This window comes from Sphingopyxis sp. sgz302558 (genome assembly GCF_057220455.1).
Genome location: NZ_JBXPUZ010000002.1, coordinates 119,659 through 137,661 on the forward strand (window position 1 = coordinate 119,659; position 18,003 = coordinate 137,661).

Annotated in this window: 14 protein-coding genes; 12 read left to right on the forward strand and 2 right to left on the reverse strand. The window is 62.8% G+C overall.

What is annotated here, in order from left to right; genetic code table 11:
* Position 1 precedes the first annotated feature (1 nt).
* On the reverse strand, positions 2 to 1,831 hold the full coding sequence (locus AC2TC0_RS05890) for a DUF1800 domain-containing protein (RefSeq protein ID WP_484716586.1): 1,830 nt from the start codon (positions 1,829 to 1,831) through the stop codon (positions 2 to 4).
* 270 nt (positions 1,832 to 2,101) lie between these two features.
* Here AC2TC0_RS05890 and AC2TC0_RS05895 point away from each other — a divergent pair, with 270 nt between their 5' ends.
* Genes AC2TC0_RS05895 through virB11 form a run of 8 tightly spaced genes read left to right on the forward strand, consistent with a single transcriptional unit; the run spans position 2,102 to position 9,869 of the window.
* Positions 2,102 to 2,614, forward strand: coding sequence for a lytic transglycosylase domain-containing protein (locus AC2TC0_RS05895; RefSeq protein ID WP_484716587.1), 513 nt, complete (start codon positions 2,102 to 2,104; stop codon positions 2,612 to 2,614).
* Positions 2,615 to 2,625: 11 nt separating this feature from the next.
* Complete coding sequence (locus AC2TC0_RS05900) at positions 2,626 to 2,943, forward strand: TrbC/VirB2 family protein (protein ID WP_484716588.1); 318 nt, start codon at positions 2,626 to 2,628, stop codon at positions 2,941 to 2,943.
* Positions 2,944 to 2,946: 3 nt separating this feature from the next.
* Positions 2,947 to 3,231 (forward strand): VirB3 family type IV secretion system protein, encoded by a 285-nt coding sequence (locus tag AC2TC0_RS05905; RefSeq protein ID WP_484716589.1) that lies wholly within the window; start codon positions 2,947 to 2,949, stop codon positions 3,229 to 3,231.
* A gap of 6 nt (positions 3,232 to 3,237) precedes the next feature.
* Positions 3,238 to 5,655 carry a VirB4 family type IV secretion/conjugal transfer ATPase gene (locus tag AC2TC0_RS05910; protein WP_484716590.1) on the forward strand — a complete coding sequence of 806 codons (2,418 nt, stop codon included), beginning with the start codon at positions 3,238 to 3,240 and terminating at the stop codon, positions 5,653 to 5,655.
* Positions 5,655 to 6,914 (forward strand): TrbL/VirB6 family protein, encoded by a 1,260-nt coding sequence (locus AC2TC0_RS05915; protein ID WP_484716591.1) that lies wholly within the window; start codon positions 5,655 to 5,657, stop codon positions 6,912 to 6,914. The genes AC2TC0_RS05910 and AC2TC0_RS05915 overlap by 1 nt, the downstream gene beginning before the upstream one ends.
* Positions 6,911 to 7,774: a TrbG/VirB9 family P-type conjugative transfer protein gene (locus tag AC2TC0_RS05920; RefSeq protein WP_484716592.1), complete on the forward strand. Its 864-nt coding sequence runs from the start codon at positions 6,911 to 6,913 to the stop codon at positions 7,772 to 7,774. The genes AC2TC0_RS05915 and AC2TC0_RS05920 overlap by 4 nt, the downstream gene beginning before the upstream one ends.
* On the forward strand, positions 7,771 to 8,886 hold the full coding sequence (gene virB10 / locus AC2TC0_RS05925) for a type IV secretion system protein VirB10 (protein WP_484716593.1): 1,116 nt from the start codon (positions 7,771 to 7,773) through the stop codon (positions 8,884 to 8,886). Before AC2TC0_RS05920 ends, virB10 begins: the two co-directional genes overlap by 4 nt.
* Positions 8,883 to 9,869: a P-type DNA transfer ATPase VirB11 gene (gene virB11 / locus AC2TC0_RS05930; protein WP_484716594.1), complete on the forward strand. Its 987-nt coding sequence runs from the start codon at positions 8,883 to 8,885 to the stop codon at positions 9,867 to 9,869. Before virB10 ends, virB11 begins: the two co-directional genes overlap by 4 nt.
* Positions 9,870 to 9,873: 4 nt before the next feature.
* Here virB11 and AC2TC0_RS05935 read toward each other — a convergent pair whose 3' ends face one another.
* Positions 9,874 to 11,379: a tryptophan halogenase family protein gene (locus AC2TC0_RS05935; RefSeq protein WP_484716595.1), complete on the reverse strand. Its 1,506-nt coding sequence runs from the start codon at positions 11,377 to 11,379 to the stop codon at positions 9,874 to 9,876.
* Positions 11,380 to 11,540: 161 nt separating this feature from the next.
* Here AC2TC0_RS05935 and AC2TC0_RS05940 point away from each other — a divergent pair, with 161 nt between their 5' ends.
* The 4 genes from AC2TC0_RS05940 (at position 11,541) to AC2TC0_RS05955 (ending at position 18,003) form a co-directional block, all read left to right on the forward strand.
* Positions 11,541 to 14,726, forward strand: a complete 3,186-nt coding sequence (locus tag AC2TC0_RS05940) for a TonB-dependent receptor (protein ID WP_484716596.1) — start codon at positions 11,541 to 11,543, stop codon at positions 14,724 to 14,726.
* A 72-nt stretch (positions 14,727 to 14,798) separates the two neighbouring features.
* Positions 14,799 to 15,767 carry a glycoside hydrolase family 16 protein gene (locus tag AC2TC0_RS05945; RefSeq protein WP_484716597.1) on the forward strand — a complete coding sequence of 323 codons (969 nt, stop codon included), beginning with the start codon at positions 14,799 to 14,801 and terminating at the stop codon, positions 15,765 to 15,767.
* A gap of 6 nt (positions 15,768 to 15,773) precedes the next feature.
* Entirely contained in the window at positions 15,774 to 16,835 is a 1,062-nt protein-coding gene (locus AC2TC0_RS05950) for a LacI family DNA-binding transcriptional regulator (RefSeq protein WP_484716598.1), read from the forward strand.
* Positions 16,822 to 18,003, forward strand: a complete 1,182-nt coding sequence (locus AC2TC0_RS05955; RefSeq protein WP_484716599.1) for an MFS transporter — start codon at positions 16,822 to 16,824, stop codon at positions 18,001 to 18,003. The genes AC2TC0_RS05950 and AC2TC0_RS05955 overlap by 14 nt, the downstream gene beginning before the upstream one ends.

Consider the following 18,003-nt stretch of genomic DNA (forward strand, 5'->3'; position numbering starts at 1 on the left):
TCTATTTCTGAACCAGATATTCGGGGGAAGCCATCACCAGCGTGATGGCGGCATGGATACGGCGCAGCTTGTCGGTATCGCTGCTGGTCTGGGTGACCGTGGTGGCGTCAAGCGCCGTCTTGATTGCCGTTTTGTTGGCGTCGGACAGTTGATTGGCCGTCAGCAACAGCGACAGGCGGTCGAGTAACGCCGTGCTGTCATGCGCGATCGCCAATTCGTTCGTGTAGTTCGGACGCACATCGTTGTTAACGCCATTGGTGGTGCCAATCGACGATGCCATGAAGTTGACATAGCCCGATGTGCTGGTTTCGTTGACGATCTGGAATTCGGGCGCGACCAGCGAATTGGTGGCGATGGCGGTGTTCGCGGGCACATAGCCGGGGCGGAAGAAATTGAAAACCGACGGCGATCGTAGCGGGCTTTGCCCCAGCCGTGTCGCAGCGTCCGACGTGTTGGCGATGGTCCAGTTGCCGCTGGTCGACGTCGCGCCAAAGGTCCGGCCCCACTGGGTGAAACGCAGCATCGGTTCGCGCACCTTGCCAAATGTGGGCGCGGTCAGGCTGGCCGCGCTGCGGGCGTCGCTGTCCATGAAAATGGCCTTGAACACCGCGCGCAGATCGCCGCGGGTTCCGCTGCCATTGTTGTTGAACACCCGTGCTACGCGCTCGACATAGGCGGGGCTGGGGTTACTGGTCACCAGCCGCTGGATCATCTGGCGCGCGAAGAACGGGCCCACATTGGCATGGTTGAACAGCGCGTCCAGCGCAGTCTTCAGCGCCGCCGTACCGTCGGTGTTGGCGGGGATGTTGGTACCAAGGAAATTGACCTCCAGCGTCGAATGCTGGCTGGTGGTCGAGGGGCGTTCCCATTTGGTCGGGTCCAGCGTCATCGGCTGTGTGACATAGCGGGTGTTGTTGATCAGCCGGTTGGGATCACCGGTTGACGGGGTGCGGACATTGCCGGTGAAATCCCAGTCATAGCCAGTGAACACCCGCGCCAAATTGGTCACGTCATTATTGGTATAGGTTTCAATGGGCTGGCCATTGCTGCCCAGCCGCGGCGTGCCGTCGATATTGAGTTCGGTAAGGCCGATGGTGAACAGCTGCATCACCTCGCGCGCGTAATTTTCGTCCGGCACGCGGCCCGTACGGGTATCTTCCTTGCGATTGCCGCGGGTGCTAAGATAATACCCCATCGCGGGGTTGAGCGTTACGTCTTCCAGCATCTTGCGGAAGTTGCCAAACGCGTTGGCGTTGAGCTGGTCCCAATGAAAGGCGATGGCCTGTGACCGCCAGCTGAAATCAAGCCCGGTCAGCGAAACCACGAAAAATTCGGACAAGGCCAGCGCTACCCGCTTGCGAACACCGTTCGGCTGGGACAGCAACTGGTTCCAAATCATGTAATCGCCAGGATATTCATTGTCGAAGAAGTTGGCCGACGTAACCTGATCATAGCCGCGCGACGCCAGCCAGGCGACACCGGTCTGGGCGATGGGCGCATTGATCTGTTCGTCGAGCCAGGGTTCAAACCCGATTGAACGGATGCTTGCAATTTCGGCAGTCGATACCGAAAGGCTGGCTTGCAGGATGAAGCGCGCCGCTTCGGCATCGGTCGCCGGTTTGAGCACGGTAGCGGCTGGCGGAGGCGCGCCGCCACCGCTATCTCCGCCGCCGCCGCCGCCGCATGCGGCCAGCAGGAGCGCTGCGGCCGGCGCCGTCTTGCTGCCCAGCGATGGCGTATTTTCCAGATCAGAGGCGATGACCGCAACATCATCGGGCATCGCAACTTCGGTTGCGTCCTCGGTATCCACGCGATGCAATGCGTCCTTCATTCTGGCCCCCTTGATGAAGCTGCAGTCGCCTCCGTCAGCAACGGATTCGGTTTCATCAGCGTGGAGAGATGGCAACGACGCTTGAAATTAGTCTTACGGCAATTGGTTAAGCCCGATTAGCCATGGCGGCGCAGGGTCGTTGTGGTTAAGATTTTTAACCGATTTTCAACTACTGGGGCGTAGGCGTTCTGTATGCCGTCAAGCCCCGCCTGTGCCAAAGTCATGTCCCTTTTCGGGGCACTTTTGTTGCCCGCGGCGGCGCATGCCGACGTGTTCGAATTAACCAACAGCGGCGAGCTCGTCCAAGTTTCGCAGCCCGTTTGGCAGCCCGAGGTCGCATCGCCGGTCGCACCGTCCTCCGGCATTGGTTTGGCTCCCGGTGCAGAAGGGATTCGCCAGAAAATTCAGGCAACTGCCGAGCTTTACGGGGTTAGCGGGGCTCTGGTCGATGCCGTGGCGTGGCAGGAATCGCGCTACAACGCGCGCGCCAAATCTTCAGCCGGGGCGATGGGTGTGATGCAGCTGATGCCGGGGACCGCGCGGCAGCTGGGGGTCAGCGACCCGCACGACGTTCACCAAAATATCGCGGGCGGCACGGCCTATCTGCGCGAGCAATTGCTGCGTTTTGACAACAATGTTCCGCTGGCGCTGGCGGCCTATAATGCCGGGCCGGGCGCTGTGCTGAAATATGGGGGAATCCCGCCCTATCCCGAAACCCAAGCCTATGTGCGCACGATCATGGGTCGCTTGACGACGGCCATGGCACGGCGCGGCGAAGAATGAACGAGGTCGTCATGACAGCCCTTATCCGCTCTATTCTGGCCCTAATCGCTGTCGCCGCCGCGATGACATCGCCCGCGCTGGCGCAGGTTGCGGGGGCCAACCCGCAGGGTTCTGGCCCGATCATCAACGCAATGGCGTGGATGCAGGGTACGCTGCTGGGCAATGTCGCGACCACGGCGGCGGTCATTGCAGTTGCGGTGGTCGGGCTGATGATGCTGACCGGCCGGATGAACTGGCGCTTTGGTGCAACCGTAATCATCGGCTGCTTTATCCTGTTCGGTGCGACGGCGATTGTTTCGGGGATCCAAGCTGCCGCCGTTGGTGGGTAGACCATGACCCCGCTCAACCGCACCCCCATCTTCCGGGCACTGACTCAGCCGCAGATGTTCGGCGGGGTGACCTACAGCTATTTCGTCATCAACCTTGTCGTGACGACAGAGATTTTCTTGATTACCCGGTCTTTCTGGGCGATCCCGGCGGCGGCGGTGATCCATGCCATCGGCTATATGGCGTGCCTTAAGGAACCGCGCATTTTCGACCTGTGGATTACCAAAGTCAGCCGTTGTGGCCGCACCCGCACCCACGATTTGTGGCGCTGCAACAGTTACCGGCCCTGATCCCCGATGCGCCGCTCCGCCGCCAGCAAAGTTGCCACGCTCGATCCCCGCGCCGGGGATCGCTTGCCCTATGCCGGGCATATCAACGGCCATACGCTGGCGACACGTGACGGCGCGCTGGTGCAGATGATCCAGATCGACGGTCTGGCGTTCGAGACGGCGGACAGCGAAACGCTCAACCATATGGCCGCAGTGCGCGACGTGGTGCTCCGCGGCATCGCCAATGCGAACCTAATGCTATACTGCCACGTCAACCGGCGGCGGGTCACGGCGGAATTGTCCGGCGAACAGCCTGCCGGTTTTGCCCGCGACCTCGACGAAGCCTGGCAATATCGGCTGGCGCGCAAACAACTTTACGTCAACGACATCGTGCTGACGCTGGTGCGGCGCCCGGCGCGGGGCAAGGTCGGGCTGGTCGAGCGGCTGACCAAATGGGGCAGCGGCAAGGCGGGCAGCGCGCAGCAACTGGCTGAACAGGCGCGTGACTTACGCGAACTTGATGCGGCACGGGTCAACCTCCTTTCGGCGCTCAACCGCTATGGTCCGCGTCTGCTGGGCTGCTACGAAGGTGCGGCAGGTGTGTGTTCCGAACCGCTCGAAATCCTCTCGGCGTTGTTCAACGGGGAAATGCAGCCAGTGCTCGAACCCGGCGGCGATGCGGGGCAATATCTGCCCTATAAACGCATCAGCTTTGGTCTCGATGCGCTGCATCTGAAGGGCGCGACCGAAGCAGTCTCGCGGTTCGGCGCCATGGTGTCGATCAAGGATTATCCGGCCAGCACCAGCCCCGGCATGCTCGACAATCTGCTGCGCCTGCCGCACGAACTGACGCTCACGGAAAGCTATGCTTTTGTTGACCGCCAGATTGCCGATGAACGCATTGGCCTCGCGCTACGCCGCCTGCGCGCAGCGTCTGACGAGACGACTTCATTGCGCCAGGGGTTGCTGGGCGCAAAAGACGAACTGACCGGCGGCGCGGCCGCTTATGGCGAACATCATTTGAGTGTCCATGTCCGTGCCGACAGCTTGTCTGCGCTGGACGCAGCCGTTGCCGATGTGCAGGCCGCGCTCGCCGATATTGGCGCGGTTGCGGTCCGCGAAGACATCAATCTGGAAAGCGCATTTTGGGGCCAATTCCCGGGCAATGCTGATTTCATCGCGCGCAAGGCATTGGTGTCGACCGCCAATCTTTCGGGGCTGATATCGCTGCACGGTTTTCCCATCGGCGTGCCGGCCGGCGGGCCGTGGGGCGAGCCGATGACGGTGCTCGAAACCACCTCCAGCACTCCCTATTTCTTCAATCTGCATGTTGGCGATCTGGGCAATTTTACGCTGATCGGGCCATCGGGGTCGGGCAAAACGGTGGTCCTGAACTTCCTGATTGCCCAGGCGCAAAAATTCGCCCCGCGCACCTTCTTCTTCGACAAGGATCGCGGCGCAGAGATTTTCATTCGCGCCATCGGCGGCCATTATGATGTGCTGCGTCCGGGCACGCCCAGCGGCTTTAACCCGCTGCAACTGCCGCGCAGCGCCGGCAATCAGGCGTTTCTACGGCAATGGCTGGCGCAGCTGCTCACTCCAGCGGGCGGCCAGCTGACGGCCGATGAAAATGCCATCATCGCCAGCGCGGTCGATGCCAATTTCGACCAGCCCACCGAATATCGCCAGCTGCGCTATCTGGTCGAGCTGCTTGCCGGCGGCACGCGCCCGGTGCGCGGCGACCTCGCCTCGCGGCTCGCGCCCTGGTATGGCGCGGGTGAACATGCGTGGCTGTTCGACAACCCCACCGACCGGCTGACGCTCGACGCGCGCACTTGCGGTTTCGACATGACCGCGCTGCTCGATCATCCGCTGCTGCGCACCCCGGCGATGCTCTATCTGTTCCACCGTGTGGACGAACGGCTCGACGGCCATCCGGCGATGATTGTGATCGACGAAGGGTGGAAGGCGCTCGATGACGAAGCCTTTGCCTACCGGCTCAAGGATTGGATGAAGACGATCCGCAAACGCAATGGCGTCGTCGGCTTTGCCACGCAAAGCGCCAGCGACGCCATCGAAAGCCGGATCGCCGCCACCATCATCGAACAATCGGCCACGCAATTGTTCATGAGCAATCCCAAGGCGCAGGCCAGCGACTATTGCGGCGGTTTCGGTCTCACCGAACATGAACTCGACCTCGTCCGTTCGCTGCCCGAGCATCTGCGCTGCGTGTTGATCAAACAGGGCGGCACCAGCGTGGTCGCGCGGCTCGACATGGGTGACATGCCCGACGCGATCACCATCCTGTCCGGCCGCGAAACCAGCGTCCGGCAATTGGACGCCATCCGCGCCGAACATGGCGATGCGCCAGATGCCTGGATGCCGCAGCTGCTGGCCGCTGCCGACGATGGGCCGGCCGTCTTGTGGGCGGGGGGCCGCCGCTGATGTCCGCCTGCGCCCCTATCAACCCCGCAGCGGGCAGCGCCGAAACGATGGTCGCGACCGTCGATTGCTATGTGCAATCGAATGTCCAGGCGGGCTATGCCAGCCTGATGGGCCCGGGCAGCCCATTCGGCACGGCGCTGACCATCGCGCTCACGCTCTATGTCGCCTTCCTTGGCTATCGCCTTATCTTCGGCCGCGCTGGCCTCAGTATGGGCGACATGGCGCCGCGAATGCTGCTGATCGGGGCGGTGCTGGCGCTGTCGAACAATTGGGCGACTTATCAGGTGCTGGTCTATGACGTGCTGACCGACGGCCCCGAGGAGATCGCCAGCGCGATCACCCCTGGCGCATCCACCGCTGACCTTAATGAACGGGTCGATGTGCTGGCGGGACGCATGGTCGATCTGGCCGACGCCTGGACCGAGTTTGACGCTCAAGTCATGGCGCAGGCACCGGCGACACCAAATGCGCAACCGGGTACCGCGTCCAACACCGCCGTACCGACGCCGGAAACGCTGTCTCCAGCGTCCAGCGGCGCACTTGGCCTGATTGCGCCGCGCGACTCCTTGGGTCCCAATATGCTGCTGGGCAGTGCGCTGCTGCTGGTGCTCGTTTCGGCTGGGGTGCTGGTAATTGCCAAGATTATTTTGGGTTTGCTGCTGCTGCTCGGGCCAGTGTTTGCCATCTTGGCTCTGTTTGCTGGCACGCGCGGGCTGACGCTGGGCTGGGCGCGCGCGGCCTTGATGATGGCACTCGTGCCGCTGATGGCGACCATGACCACGGCGGGCGCGGTGGCGCTGCTTGAACCGATCTTGACCGATATGTTTGTCGCTGCAGGGCAGGGTATATTCTCGCTGCGCTCGGCGCTGGCGATACTGGTCGTGCTGCTGGTGATGGTCGCGGTCGCGGTGCAGTTATTCCGCATCGGCCGCACCATTGTCGGTGGCTGGACGATCCAGTTGGGCGGCGCACCGGCTGCGCCATCACCCGCCGCCGCGGCGCCTGCGATGGCGGGCGAGGGCGGTGCCCCCACCATTTACAACGAACGCATGCAGGCGCTGGTCGGGTCGATCGAGCGTGCGGCGGTTGCCACCGGGTCGGTTGCAGCCGCGCCGCAGCGCCAGATTTTGTTGCCGCAGCGCAGCGAATTCGCCGCGACGCCAACGCCTGCGAGTGTGGCTAGCACCGACCGTCGTATCACGCGCGGCCGCGTTGCCGCCGTCCGCGCGCCGATTAAACCAGCGAGGAACGCCGCATGACGCCCCATCGCTCCCTTCTCCTGCTCGTCGCATTGGGCGCCGCCTTGCCGGTCGCCGCGCAGCAGGTCGACCCCGCACCGGTGTCGCCCAACATCCGCTATGTCGATTACAACGCCGACAGCGTCGTCCGGCTGACCGGCCACACCGGTTACCAGATGATGCTGGAGTTCGAACCCGGCGAGCGCATTGAAACGGTTGGCATCGGCGATGCCTCGGGGTGGCAGGTGACGCCCAATGGCGCAGGGACCGTGATGTTCCTGAAGCCCGTCGGGCTGCCGCAGGCCACCAATCTGGCCATCGTTACCAATCGGCGCCGCTATAATCTGGAACTGGTCGCACGGTCGGGGGCCAAGGTGCCGCAGCATCAGATCACCTATGCGGTGCGCTTTCGCTATCCGGCAAAGCCGACCGAATTGGTTCAGCCCGCCGCCGCGCCGCTAATCACGACGCCGCCCGAACAATGGAACCGCGCCTATAGCTATGACGGCGCGATCGGCACGGTGCCCGAACAGGTGTTCGACGATGGCAAGGCAACCTATTTCCGTTTTGCCGCAGGTGCGCCTGCACCGGCGATTTTCAGCATCACGCCCGATGCTGGCGAAAGCATCGTCAATTTCGCCATCCGCGGCCCCTATACGGTGGTCGAACAGATCGCACCGCAATTTGTGCTGCGCTCGGGCAAGGATGTGACTTTCATTTTCAATGATGCCTATGCCGCACCAACCCCAGGTGCTGACGCGCCGAAAAAGCGCGAGAAAAAGAAGAAGCGCGGTCTTTTCGGTGGCCTGCTTGGTGGCGGGCAAGCCGAACATCGCCCCGGCTTTGCCGCGGTTGTCAGCCCGACCGGAGGCCAGCCATGACGCTGCTCAAATCCGCCGACACCGATCCGCGCGCCGCCATGGAAGTCGACGATCTGAAGGCTGCCAATGCGCAACTTGCCTCGCCTGTCGCTATGCCGCCGGGTCTTTCGCCGGGGCTGAAACTGGGATTTGTCGGCATCGGCCTGCTCGGTATTTTGACCTTTACCACGCTCGCAACCAATCGCAGCGACGCCAATGTGCGGACCGCGGCGCAGCAAAGTGCGGCGGCGGTGCCGACGGCAGTGCCAAAAGGCGGCTTCGTTCCCCCCGCACCAACGTTGAAGCCCGGGCCACCTGAACTGCCGCCACCGGTTCTGGTGCCGCCCCCACCCAACGGGGCGCCCGTCCTGGGCATTGTCGGTCCGAACAATGCGGGCACGGTAAGCCGCTTCCAGTCGCCTGGCGTGGTGGTCGACCTCACGAAGGGCGGTGCGACGCCGTTGCCACCGACCCCTGGACTGGCAGGGACGAAGGAGGACGGACTGAGCGCCGAAGACCGCTTTGCCGACCGCGTCGCGCGCGCCGAAAATGCGCCCGCACGCGCCGTGCGCATCGCCAACAGCAGCTATACCGTGCCCGAAGGGGCGATTATCGCTGGCGTGCTCGAAACCGCGATTAACAGCGACCTGCCCGGATACGTCCGCGCGGTGGTCAGCCGCGATGTCATGGGCTTTGATGGGCGCCGCGTGCTGATTCCGGCGGGAAGCCGCCTGATCGGCCAGTATCGCAGCGGGTTGGCGGCGGGGCAGACGCGCGCCTTCATCGTATGGACGCGGCTGACGCGGCCCGACGGGGTGACCATCTCGCTCGGCTCGCCCGCCACCGACACGCTCGGCCGCGCTGGGCTGGGCGGCAAAGTTGATACGCATTTCCTGAAACGCTTTGGCTCGGCGATCCTTTTGTCGGTGGTGCAATCGGGGCTCGGCCTGCTTCAAAACAACAACAATGAAGTGGTGGTGCGCACTGCCGACGATGCCAAATCGGTGGCTGGAACCGCGCTGCAGAACGACATCAACATTCCGCCAACGGTAAAGGTGGCGCAGGGCACCGCGATCCGCATCTTTCTGGCGCGCGATCTTGATTTTTCGGGCACCGACGGCGGCGCGCCATGAACATGATGAGCGCCGTCGCGGCGGACGACGCCAATGTCTATTTAAGGTCATATCTCGCACCCCTCGGCCAATGGTTGGAGGCAGCGGACGTGACCGAGATATTGGTCAACCGTGCCGGCGAAGTGTGGGTCGAACGCAGCGGCGCGGCGGCGATGGAGCGCCACCTTATCCCGGCAATCGACGCGCAATTGCTCGAACGCCTCGCGCACCAGATCGCACGCATCAACCACCAGGGGGTCAGCCGCGAGACGCCGCTGCTAGCCGCGACGCTACCCGGCGGCGCACGGGTGCAGATGGTGCTGCCGCCCGCGACGCGCGGCGCGGTGGCGCTCGCCATCCGCAAACATATCGTCCAGGACATGTCGCTCGACGATTGCCTGGCGGGCTGCACCGCGCCAGTCGCCAACCCCGGTGCCGATACGGGATTGGCGGCGCAGCTGCTCGACGGCGATCTGACCGGCTTCTTGCGCAGCGCGGTCGCGGCGCGCAAAACCATCTTGCTATCCGGGGGTACCTCATCGGGCAAAACCACGCTCCTCAACGCGCTGCTTAAGGAAATTCCGGCGCATGAGCGGGTTATTGCCATCGAAGATACGCCCGAAATTCGGCTGGATCGCCCCAACGCTGTGGGGTTGGTGGCGGTCGCAGGCGATCAGGGTGAGGCGCGGGTTACGGTTGACGATCTGATGCGCGCATCGCTGCGTATGCGGCCCGATCGCTTGCTGGTGGGCGAACTGCGCGGCGGTGAAACCGTCACCTTTCTGCGCGCGATTAACACGGGCCACCCGGGGTCACTCAGCACCATCCACGCCAGTTCGGTCGATGGGGCCTTCGAACAAATTGCGCTGATGTGTATGCAGGCCGGGCTGGGCCTGACGCGAAGCGAGACCGTCGATTATGCCCGCTCGATGGTGGATATTGTCGTGCAAATGACGCGGCAAGCGGGGCGCCGCCACATCAGCGACGTTCGCTTGCTGAGCTGACGGGTCAGGCCGTGGCCGGACAATATTGCCGCAGATAGTCGCCGTGGGCGGGCATATGCTGGACCACATATTGAATGGATTGCTGGATCGCATCGATTTCGCGGCCCGTCGATGGCTCCTTCAGCGCATCGGCCATTGCATTGTGGCCGCCCATCATAATGCCCTGGCCCATCATGACCGCGGCCCAGCTGGTCTCGGTAAACAGCTCGTCATCCTCACGGAAAATCTGGCCATTGTGGCGGAACAGTTCGACCTTTTCAGTCAGGCTATCGGGCACCGCCATTGTGCGGCAATGGTTCCAGAAATCACTGTCGTCGCGCGTCGTCGCATTATAGTGGAGCACCAGAAAATCGCGGATGCGCGCATATTCCTTGGCGGTCAGCCGGTTGAAGGTTTCCTCCTGTACCGCCGTCACGCCGTCCAATGACAAAAGCGCGATCAGCTTGTTAATGCCAGTATTGATCAGGTGGATGGAGGTGGACTCCAGCGGCTCCATAAACCCTGCGGACAGCCCGAGCGCGACGACATTCTTGTTCCAGAATTTCTTGCGGCGGCCGGTAACGAAACGCAGATAATTGGGCTCCGCCCCCGGCTTGCCGGCCATGTTACCCACCAAAATGTCGAGCGCCTCCTGATCCTCCATAAAGCCGCTGCAATAAACATGGCCGTTGCCGTTACGGTGCTGCAGCGGCACCTGCCACTGCCACCCGGCGCTGTGCGCCGTAGCGCGGGTGTAGGGGAGGGGGCCGCTGCCGTCCTCGCGCACACAGGGCAGCGCGACGGCGCGGTCGCACGGCAGATAATGGGTCCAGTCCTCATACCCAGTTTTCAGGGCCTGTTCGATCAGCAAGCCGCGAAAGCCCGAACAGTCGATAAACAGATCGCCGGCGAGCACCGAACCATTGTCCATGGTGACGCTGGTTACAAAGCCGGTTTCGCCATCCAGCGCGACATCGGCGACCTTACCCTCAACCCGCACGACGCCGCGCGCTTCAGCATAGCCGCGCAGATATTTGGCATAGCGGCCCGCGTCGAGATGATAGGCATAGTTGACGGGTGGCAGATCTTCGCGCTGGTAATCCTCGGTGCGCGCGAATTTTCCGAAAAAGGCCGCCATGGTTTCCAGATTGAACAGCTGGATGGGCCGCTGATCGCCGCTGCTGCGATATTTGTGCCAGACATGATGGAAGGAGATTCCTTCCATCTGATAGCCATAGGCACCGAAAGGGTGAATATAACTGTCGCCCAGCTTGCCCCAATTGACGAACTGGATACCCAGTTTGAAGCTGCCCTGCACGGCAGCCAGCATCTCGCGCTCGTCAACGTCCAGCAGCTTGTTGAAATCCAGAAAGGGCGGGATCGTTGCCTCGCCGACACCCACGGTACCAATCACTTCGGATTCGATCAGCGTGATTGCTACCTGACGCTGCGCGCTCAGCCGCGACAGCGCGGCTGCGGCCATCCAGCCTGCCGTCCCGCCGCCAACAATGATGATCTGCTCAATGGCCATGGTGCACCCCTTGCTGCAGTCATGCTGCACGCATCACCTTATCGCAACACTGTCAAATGTGAACGTTCATTTTCCTGCTTGTGAACGCTCTCAATTATGATAATGTTGTGCACGACGGTGGATAAAAAATTTGCCGCAACAGGGATTATAGGGAGGATAGCTTGGCTCGCACAGCAGCAGCAGGGGCGTCGCGTCTGGCGGCACTTACCACAGCATCGACATTGGCATTGTGCGCTTTTGCTGCGCAACCGGCGCTGGCACAGGACGCCGGCGAAGCCGAAGAAACGCCGCCTGCCGCCGAACAGGAAGACGAAATCGTCGTCACCGGTTTCAAGGCGTCGCTGCAAAGCGCGCAGGGCATCAAGCGCGATGCCGACACTTTCGTCGACGTCATTACCGCCGAAGATATCGGCGCGTTGCCCGACCGCTCGGTGGCCGAAGCGCTGCAACGCGTGCCTGGCATCAATATCTCGCGCTTTGAACAGCGCAACGACCCCGACCGCTTTTCGGTCGAAGGGTCGGGGGTCATTATCCGCGGCCTGCCTTTTGTCCGCTCGGAACTGAATGGCCGCGACATTTTCTCGGCCAATGGCGGACGCGAGCTGTCGTTCAACGATGTCTCGCCTGAGCTGCTGGGCCGGGTGGAGGTGTTCAAGAACACGACCGCCGACATGATCGACGGCGGCATTTCAGGCACAGTCAACCTTGTTACCCGCAAGCCGCTCGACAAGCGCGGCTTCAATATCGCTGGCACGATCGAGGGCAATTATGGCGACCTTGCCAAAGAATGGTCGCCCGGTTTCTCGGTGCTGGCATCGAATACGTTCGAGACGGGTGCAGGCACGTTCGGCATCCAGCTCGCCTATGCCCAGTCGGAGCTGGTGACGCGCACCGACGCGTCGCAAATTACTGACCCGTGCTATCGCGCGCCGACGCTCGACCAGCCGTGCATCCGCATCCGGCCTGTGGGTTCGGGCGGTTTTGGCGGCACGCCGGGCGATCCGTCGACCTTCCCGCCCGCAAACGCCGTGTTCGTACCCAAGGGCGCAGGCGTCCGCACCACCGACCTGACGCGCGATCGCAACGCCTATTCGGCGGTGGCGCAGTGGGAAAGCACCGATGGCCGCGCGCTGGTGACGTTTGAATATCTGCGCGCCGAAACCGAAGCCACGCTGAATGAATTCGCCGCGCTGGCGCTCGTCAACGACGACGCGCTTTTCCCCGTGCTCGCGCCTGGCACCACGGCGACCTATGACGGCAACCAATTTGTCGCGGGCACACTGACACAGCTCCAGCCGTTCACCGGCGGGCGCGGCATCCCGACCGAGCTGCTCCGTTTCCAGCGCGAGGATGAAGCCAAGACCGAAGATTTCTCGCTGCACATCAAGCTCGATCCGACCGATCGGCTGCGCTTCAACTTCGAGGTGCAGCATATCAACAGTGACCGCACCGAGGACGGCTTCATTTCGGCGATGCAGACCTACACCGACGTCGCCATCGACAACAGCGGCAGCACGCCGCAGGTGCAGTTTCTGGAACCCGGCACCACGGGGTCTCCTGCGGGCTATTTCAATGATCCCGCGCGTACCTTCTACTGGTTCTTGATCGACAATCGCGTGCGCAACGAAGGCGACCTGACGTCAATGCGCGCCGATGTCGAATATGATGTCAGCGATGACGGCTTCTTCAAAAAGGCGCGCTTCGGGGCCCGTTGGGGTGACCGCAGCCGTGTCACGCGCAACGCCAATTTCTCCAACTGGGGCAATTTGGGCGCGCCGTGGACCGGGCGTGGCGGTAACTGGAACTGCGCCGATTTCCAAGCGTTCGGATGCGGCGGCGCCTATGTCCGCGATTTCCCCAATTCCGCGGCGCTGCGCAATCCGTTCGGCAGCAATTTCCAGCGCGGCAATGCGCCGGTGCCGTTCGGCGATGGATCGGCCTTCTTCTTTGGCGGCGATAATCTGGTCGCCGATTATCTGAGCGGCGCGATCCAGACGCAGGCGTCAGCCATCACTGCCTTCACCCTGACCCCCAATGCCTGGTTCCCGATTTCGGCGCGCACCAACGCGCTGCCCGGCGGACCTTGGACTGCAGGGGAAATTTCGGATGTCGAGGAGAGCACCTTCGGTGCCTATGCCCGCGCCGATTTCGGTGCCAATCTGGGCGGCGATATCGAGCTGGTTGGCAATATCGGCGTGCGCTATGTCGAAACGACGGTGCGCAGCGGCGGCTCGATCAGCTTCCCCACCGGTCAGTTTTTCGACACACCTCCCGGTGGCAATGGCGATGGTCGGGTAAGTGTCGCCGAGATATTGGTCGCTTGCGGCGCGGTCCAGCCGGGGCAGGTGGCACCGGGCTATTGCAGCCTGTCACCCGCGCGGCAGGCGCAATTTGCCTCGGTTTTCACCGGTGAGGTGATCGACGACAGCGCGAACATCAAGTTCGACAATTGGCTGCCCAGTTTCAACGCCCGCGTCGATTTCGGCAACGGGATGATCGTCCGCGCGGCGGTGTCCAAGGGGATTTCGCGCCCCGATCTCTCGGCCTTCGCGACCGGCGGCGGCATTTCCGACAATACCACCAATTTGCGGTCGGGCGGCACACTAGAGACTGGCCCGCTGTTCCAGATATTCACCGGCAACCGGCTGCTCAGGCCAACGTCATCGTGGAACTATGACCTGTCGTTCGAATGGTATTTCGACCGTGTCGGCTCGATAACCGTTTCGGGTTTTGTGAAAGACATTCAAGGCATTGTGAACGGCGGTGCCAATGTGCGCAGCTTTACCAGCCCCAGCGGTGTGACCACCGATGTGCTGGTCAACGGGCCGGTTAACAGCGACGGTGGCACATTGAAGGGGGTCGAGGTTGCCTACCAGCAAACCTATGATTTCCTCCCCGGGTTCCTCAGCGGTTTGGGGTCGCAGCTGACCTATACCTATGTCGATGCGGGCGATTTCAACAACAGTTCGCTCGGCGCCGAACAAAGCCCCTTTGCAGGCGGGCTGCCGCTGGCGGGCGTTTCCAAGCACACGGTCAACGCCACCATCTTCTATGAAAAAGGGCCGCTGTCGGCGCGTGCTGCCTATAATTGGCGGTCCGACTTCCTCCAGACGCCGCGCGACGTGATCTTCCCATTCTCACCCATTTATGGCGAGGCAACGGGACAGCTCGACGCGTCGATTTTCTTCGCGGTGACGCCCAATGTCAAAATTGGGGTGCAGGGCGTGAACTTGCTCGACGAGGTGACGCAGACCAGCCAGGTCATTGATTTCGATGGCACGCGCGTTCGCCGTTCGGCCTTCCGCAACGACCGGCGCTTCACCTTCCTGGCGCGCTTCGACTTCTGACCGGCGCGGCCGGGTGCTTGCGCAAGCGCGCATCGAAGATGCACGGTGGCGCAAGCATTGGAGTATGGCGTGATGCAAAAAATGATAGGTGCCACTGCGTTTGCGGCGCTGCTGGTGTCGGGGACGGCTGTTGCCGAAACACCGCGCGCCGATGGCGGCTGGCAGCTTGTCTGGTCCGACGAATTTGACGGGTCCGAACTCGATCGAGAAAAATGGAAGCCGGAAGTATCCTGCTGGGGCGGCGGCAACAACGAACGGCAATGCTACACCGGCAGACCCGCCAATGTCGAAGTGTCAGGCGGCATGCTGCGGCTGAAAGCGCGGACCGAGCGCTACACCGGTCCCGACCGGCCGCCCGAGATTGCCTCGATGCCCAACCCCAAGGTCACGCAGCCCTTCACCTCGGGCAAAGTGCGCACGCGCGGCCTCGCCAGCTGGCGCTATGGCAAGTTTGAATTCCGCGCCAAAATCCCAACAGGGCAGGGTACTTGGCCGGCGGTGTGGATGATGCCGGCGGACGACCATTATGGCCCATGGCCGCTGTCGGGCGAGATCGACATATTGGAGGCGGTCAACATCGGCGCCAGCTGTGATGTTTGCACCGGCGGCGTCGGCGAAAATCGCACGCTGAGCGCGGTTCACTATGGCGACCTTGCGCCAAAGAACGACCATATCCATCAGCGCGTTGGCTTGCCGGATCAGGCGCTGCCGTCTGACGATTTTCACATCTGGACGCTGGAATGGGGAAAGGGGCTGATGCGCTTTTACCTCGACGGGCGGTTTTACTGGCAGGTCACGGCTGACCAGTGGAACACGGCCTCGAAGCGCGCCAAAGGCAATCCCGTCGCGCCATTCGACCAGCCCTTTTACATCATGGCCAATCTGGCCATCGGCGGGCGCCTGTCCGAAGAAAATAATGACAAGGGCATCATTATGAACTCGCTGCCCGCTGAATTTCTGATTGACTGGGTCCGCATTTATCAGTGCAAGGATGATCCTGAAACGGGGTTGGCCTGTATGAAAGGCGTTACAGGGGACTAGGCGCAGATGGCGAGACGCCGCCAGGCGGTCACGATCAAGCATGTTGCGGCCGAAGCGGGGGTGTCGCTGCAAACGGTCAGCCGCGTCATCAACAACGAACCCAATGTCCGCCCGGCCATGCAGGCGCGGGTGCAGGCTGCCATCGATAAGCTGGGCTATGTTCCTTCGCTCGCCGCGCAGCGAATGAGCGGGTCGCGCAGCTATCTGATCCTCGCCATCAACGACCGCGACCGCACCATCGCCGACTGGCAGGCGCGTCAGGGCAGCGACTGGGTCGACCAGATGCTGCTTGGCGGCATGCTGAAATGTGCCGAATATGGTTATCGGATGATTTTCGAGCTGGTTGATACCCACAGCGACCATGTCGAGCGCGAACTGGGCGCGGCGCTGGCGGCGTTGCAACCCGACGGGGTGATCCTGACTCCGCCACATTCGGAAAATCCGCAAATCACCGGGTTGCTCGCCGCGCACAAAATCCCCTTTGCGCGGATCGGATCGCGGGAAGTTGGGCCCGGTATCGCGATGACCATGGGTGATGAACATTCGGCGCGGCTGGCGACCGACCATTTGCTCGGGCTGGGGCACCGGCGCATCGGCTTCATCGCTGGGTCGGGCGAATATAGCCTGTCGCAGCGGCGCATTGACGGGTGGCGCGACGCCATGGCGGCAGCGGGCCTCGCTACCGACGGGCTGCTGGCGCAAGGCGATTTCAGCTATGCCAGCGGCGCCATCGCGACATCCGCGCTGCTGGGCAGCGCCGCGCCGCCAACGGCAATCATCGCAAGCAGCGACCAAATGGCGCTGGCAACGCTCGATACGGCCGTACTGCGCGGACTGCGCGTGCCACACGATCTGTCGCTCGTCAGCTTTGACAACAGCCCGGCCGCCCGCTTTACCGACCCGCAACTGACCGCCGTCGACCAGCCCATCGCCGGTACCTTTTCGAAAGCGGTGGAACTCTTGATCGTCAACGGCGCCGCGCCGCCACCCGAACAGCCGGTGGTCATCACGGGCAGTTTGGTCGAACGGGGCAGCACCGCACCGCCGGGCGGCCATGCCGGCAGCTGACCCGGAAGGTACGCTCCGACAGGACCTGCGCTTCCTGATGCTTTATGCTGCTGCGGCGGCGGGCGGCGCGGTTGCTTATGTGCCATTCCTGACGATTATCTTGCCGCTGCAGGCGGGGGGGCTGGCGGGCGACGGCGCGCTGACGCTGCTGGCCTATGCCGCGCTTGCTGGAGCCGTGACGGCCAGCATTGCTAACATTCTGTTTGGCTGGGCCAGCGACCGCAGCGGCGTTCGCCGCCCATGGATTGCCGGGGGTTTGCTGCTGTCGAGCGCGCTGATGGTCGCCATGCCGCAGGCCAGCAACGGACCAATGCTAATCGCGCTGATCATCGCCTGGCAATTCGCGCTGAACATGATGCTCGCGCCGCTTGGGGCCTGGGCGGGCGACTATGTTCCCGACGGGCAAAAGGGGCTGCTCGGCGGCCTGCTCGCCTTTGCCCCGGCTTTGGGGGCCTTTGCCGGTATTGTCGTTACCTTCGCTCCGCTGGGCCTTGACGGGCAGCGCCACGCGGCGGTGGCGGTAATGACGTTGTTGCTTGTCGGCCCGCTATTGCTTGCCGGCTCCCCCCGGGCCATGCCGCTGCTGATGGCCCCGGCCGCGACCCCACGCCGCTTGAGGTTGGGTCCATCGGCCAACCGCATGTGGCTGGCGCGCCTCTTGGTCCAGATTGCCGAAGCGTCGCTATTTGCCTTCATGCTGCTGTGGTTTCAAAGCGTGGAGCCAGGCTTTGGCGAAAACCGCGTGGCGATGATTTTCACGCTCGTGCTGGCGGTGGCCGTGCCATGCACGCTGGTCATCGGGCGCTGGTCGGACCAGGCCGGTCGCCCCTTTGTGCCGCTTGCTATCTGTGCCGCGCTGGTCGCTGCCGGGCTGCTGGCGATGGCCGCGGCGACCAGCCTGACGGTGGCCATTGTCAGCTATGCGCTGTTCGGCCTCGCCAGCAGCATCTTCCTCGCGCTGCACAGCAGCCAGACCCTGCGCGTCTTGCCCGCCCCGCAGCATCGGGGCCGCGATCTGGGGGTCTTCAACCTGACCAACACCGTGCCTTCGTTGGTCATGCCTTGGCTGACGCTGGCGCTGGTGCCCGATTACGGCTTTGGCGCGCTGTTCATTGTGCTGGCCGGGCTGGCGGGGTTGGCGGGCCTGGTGCTGGCGACGATGAAGTAA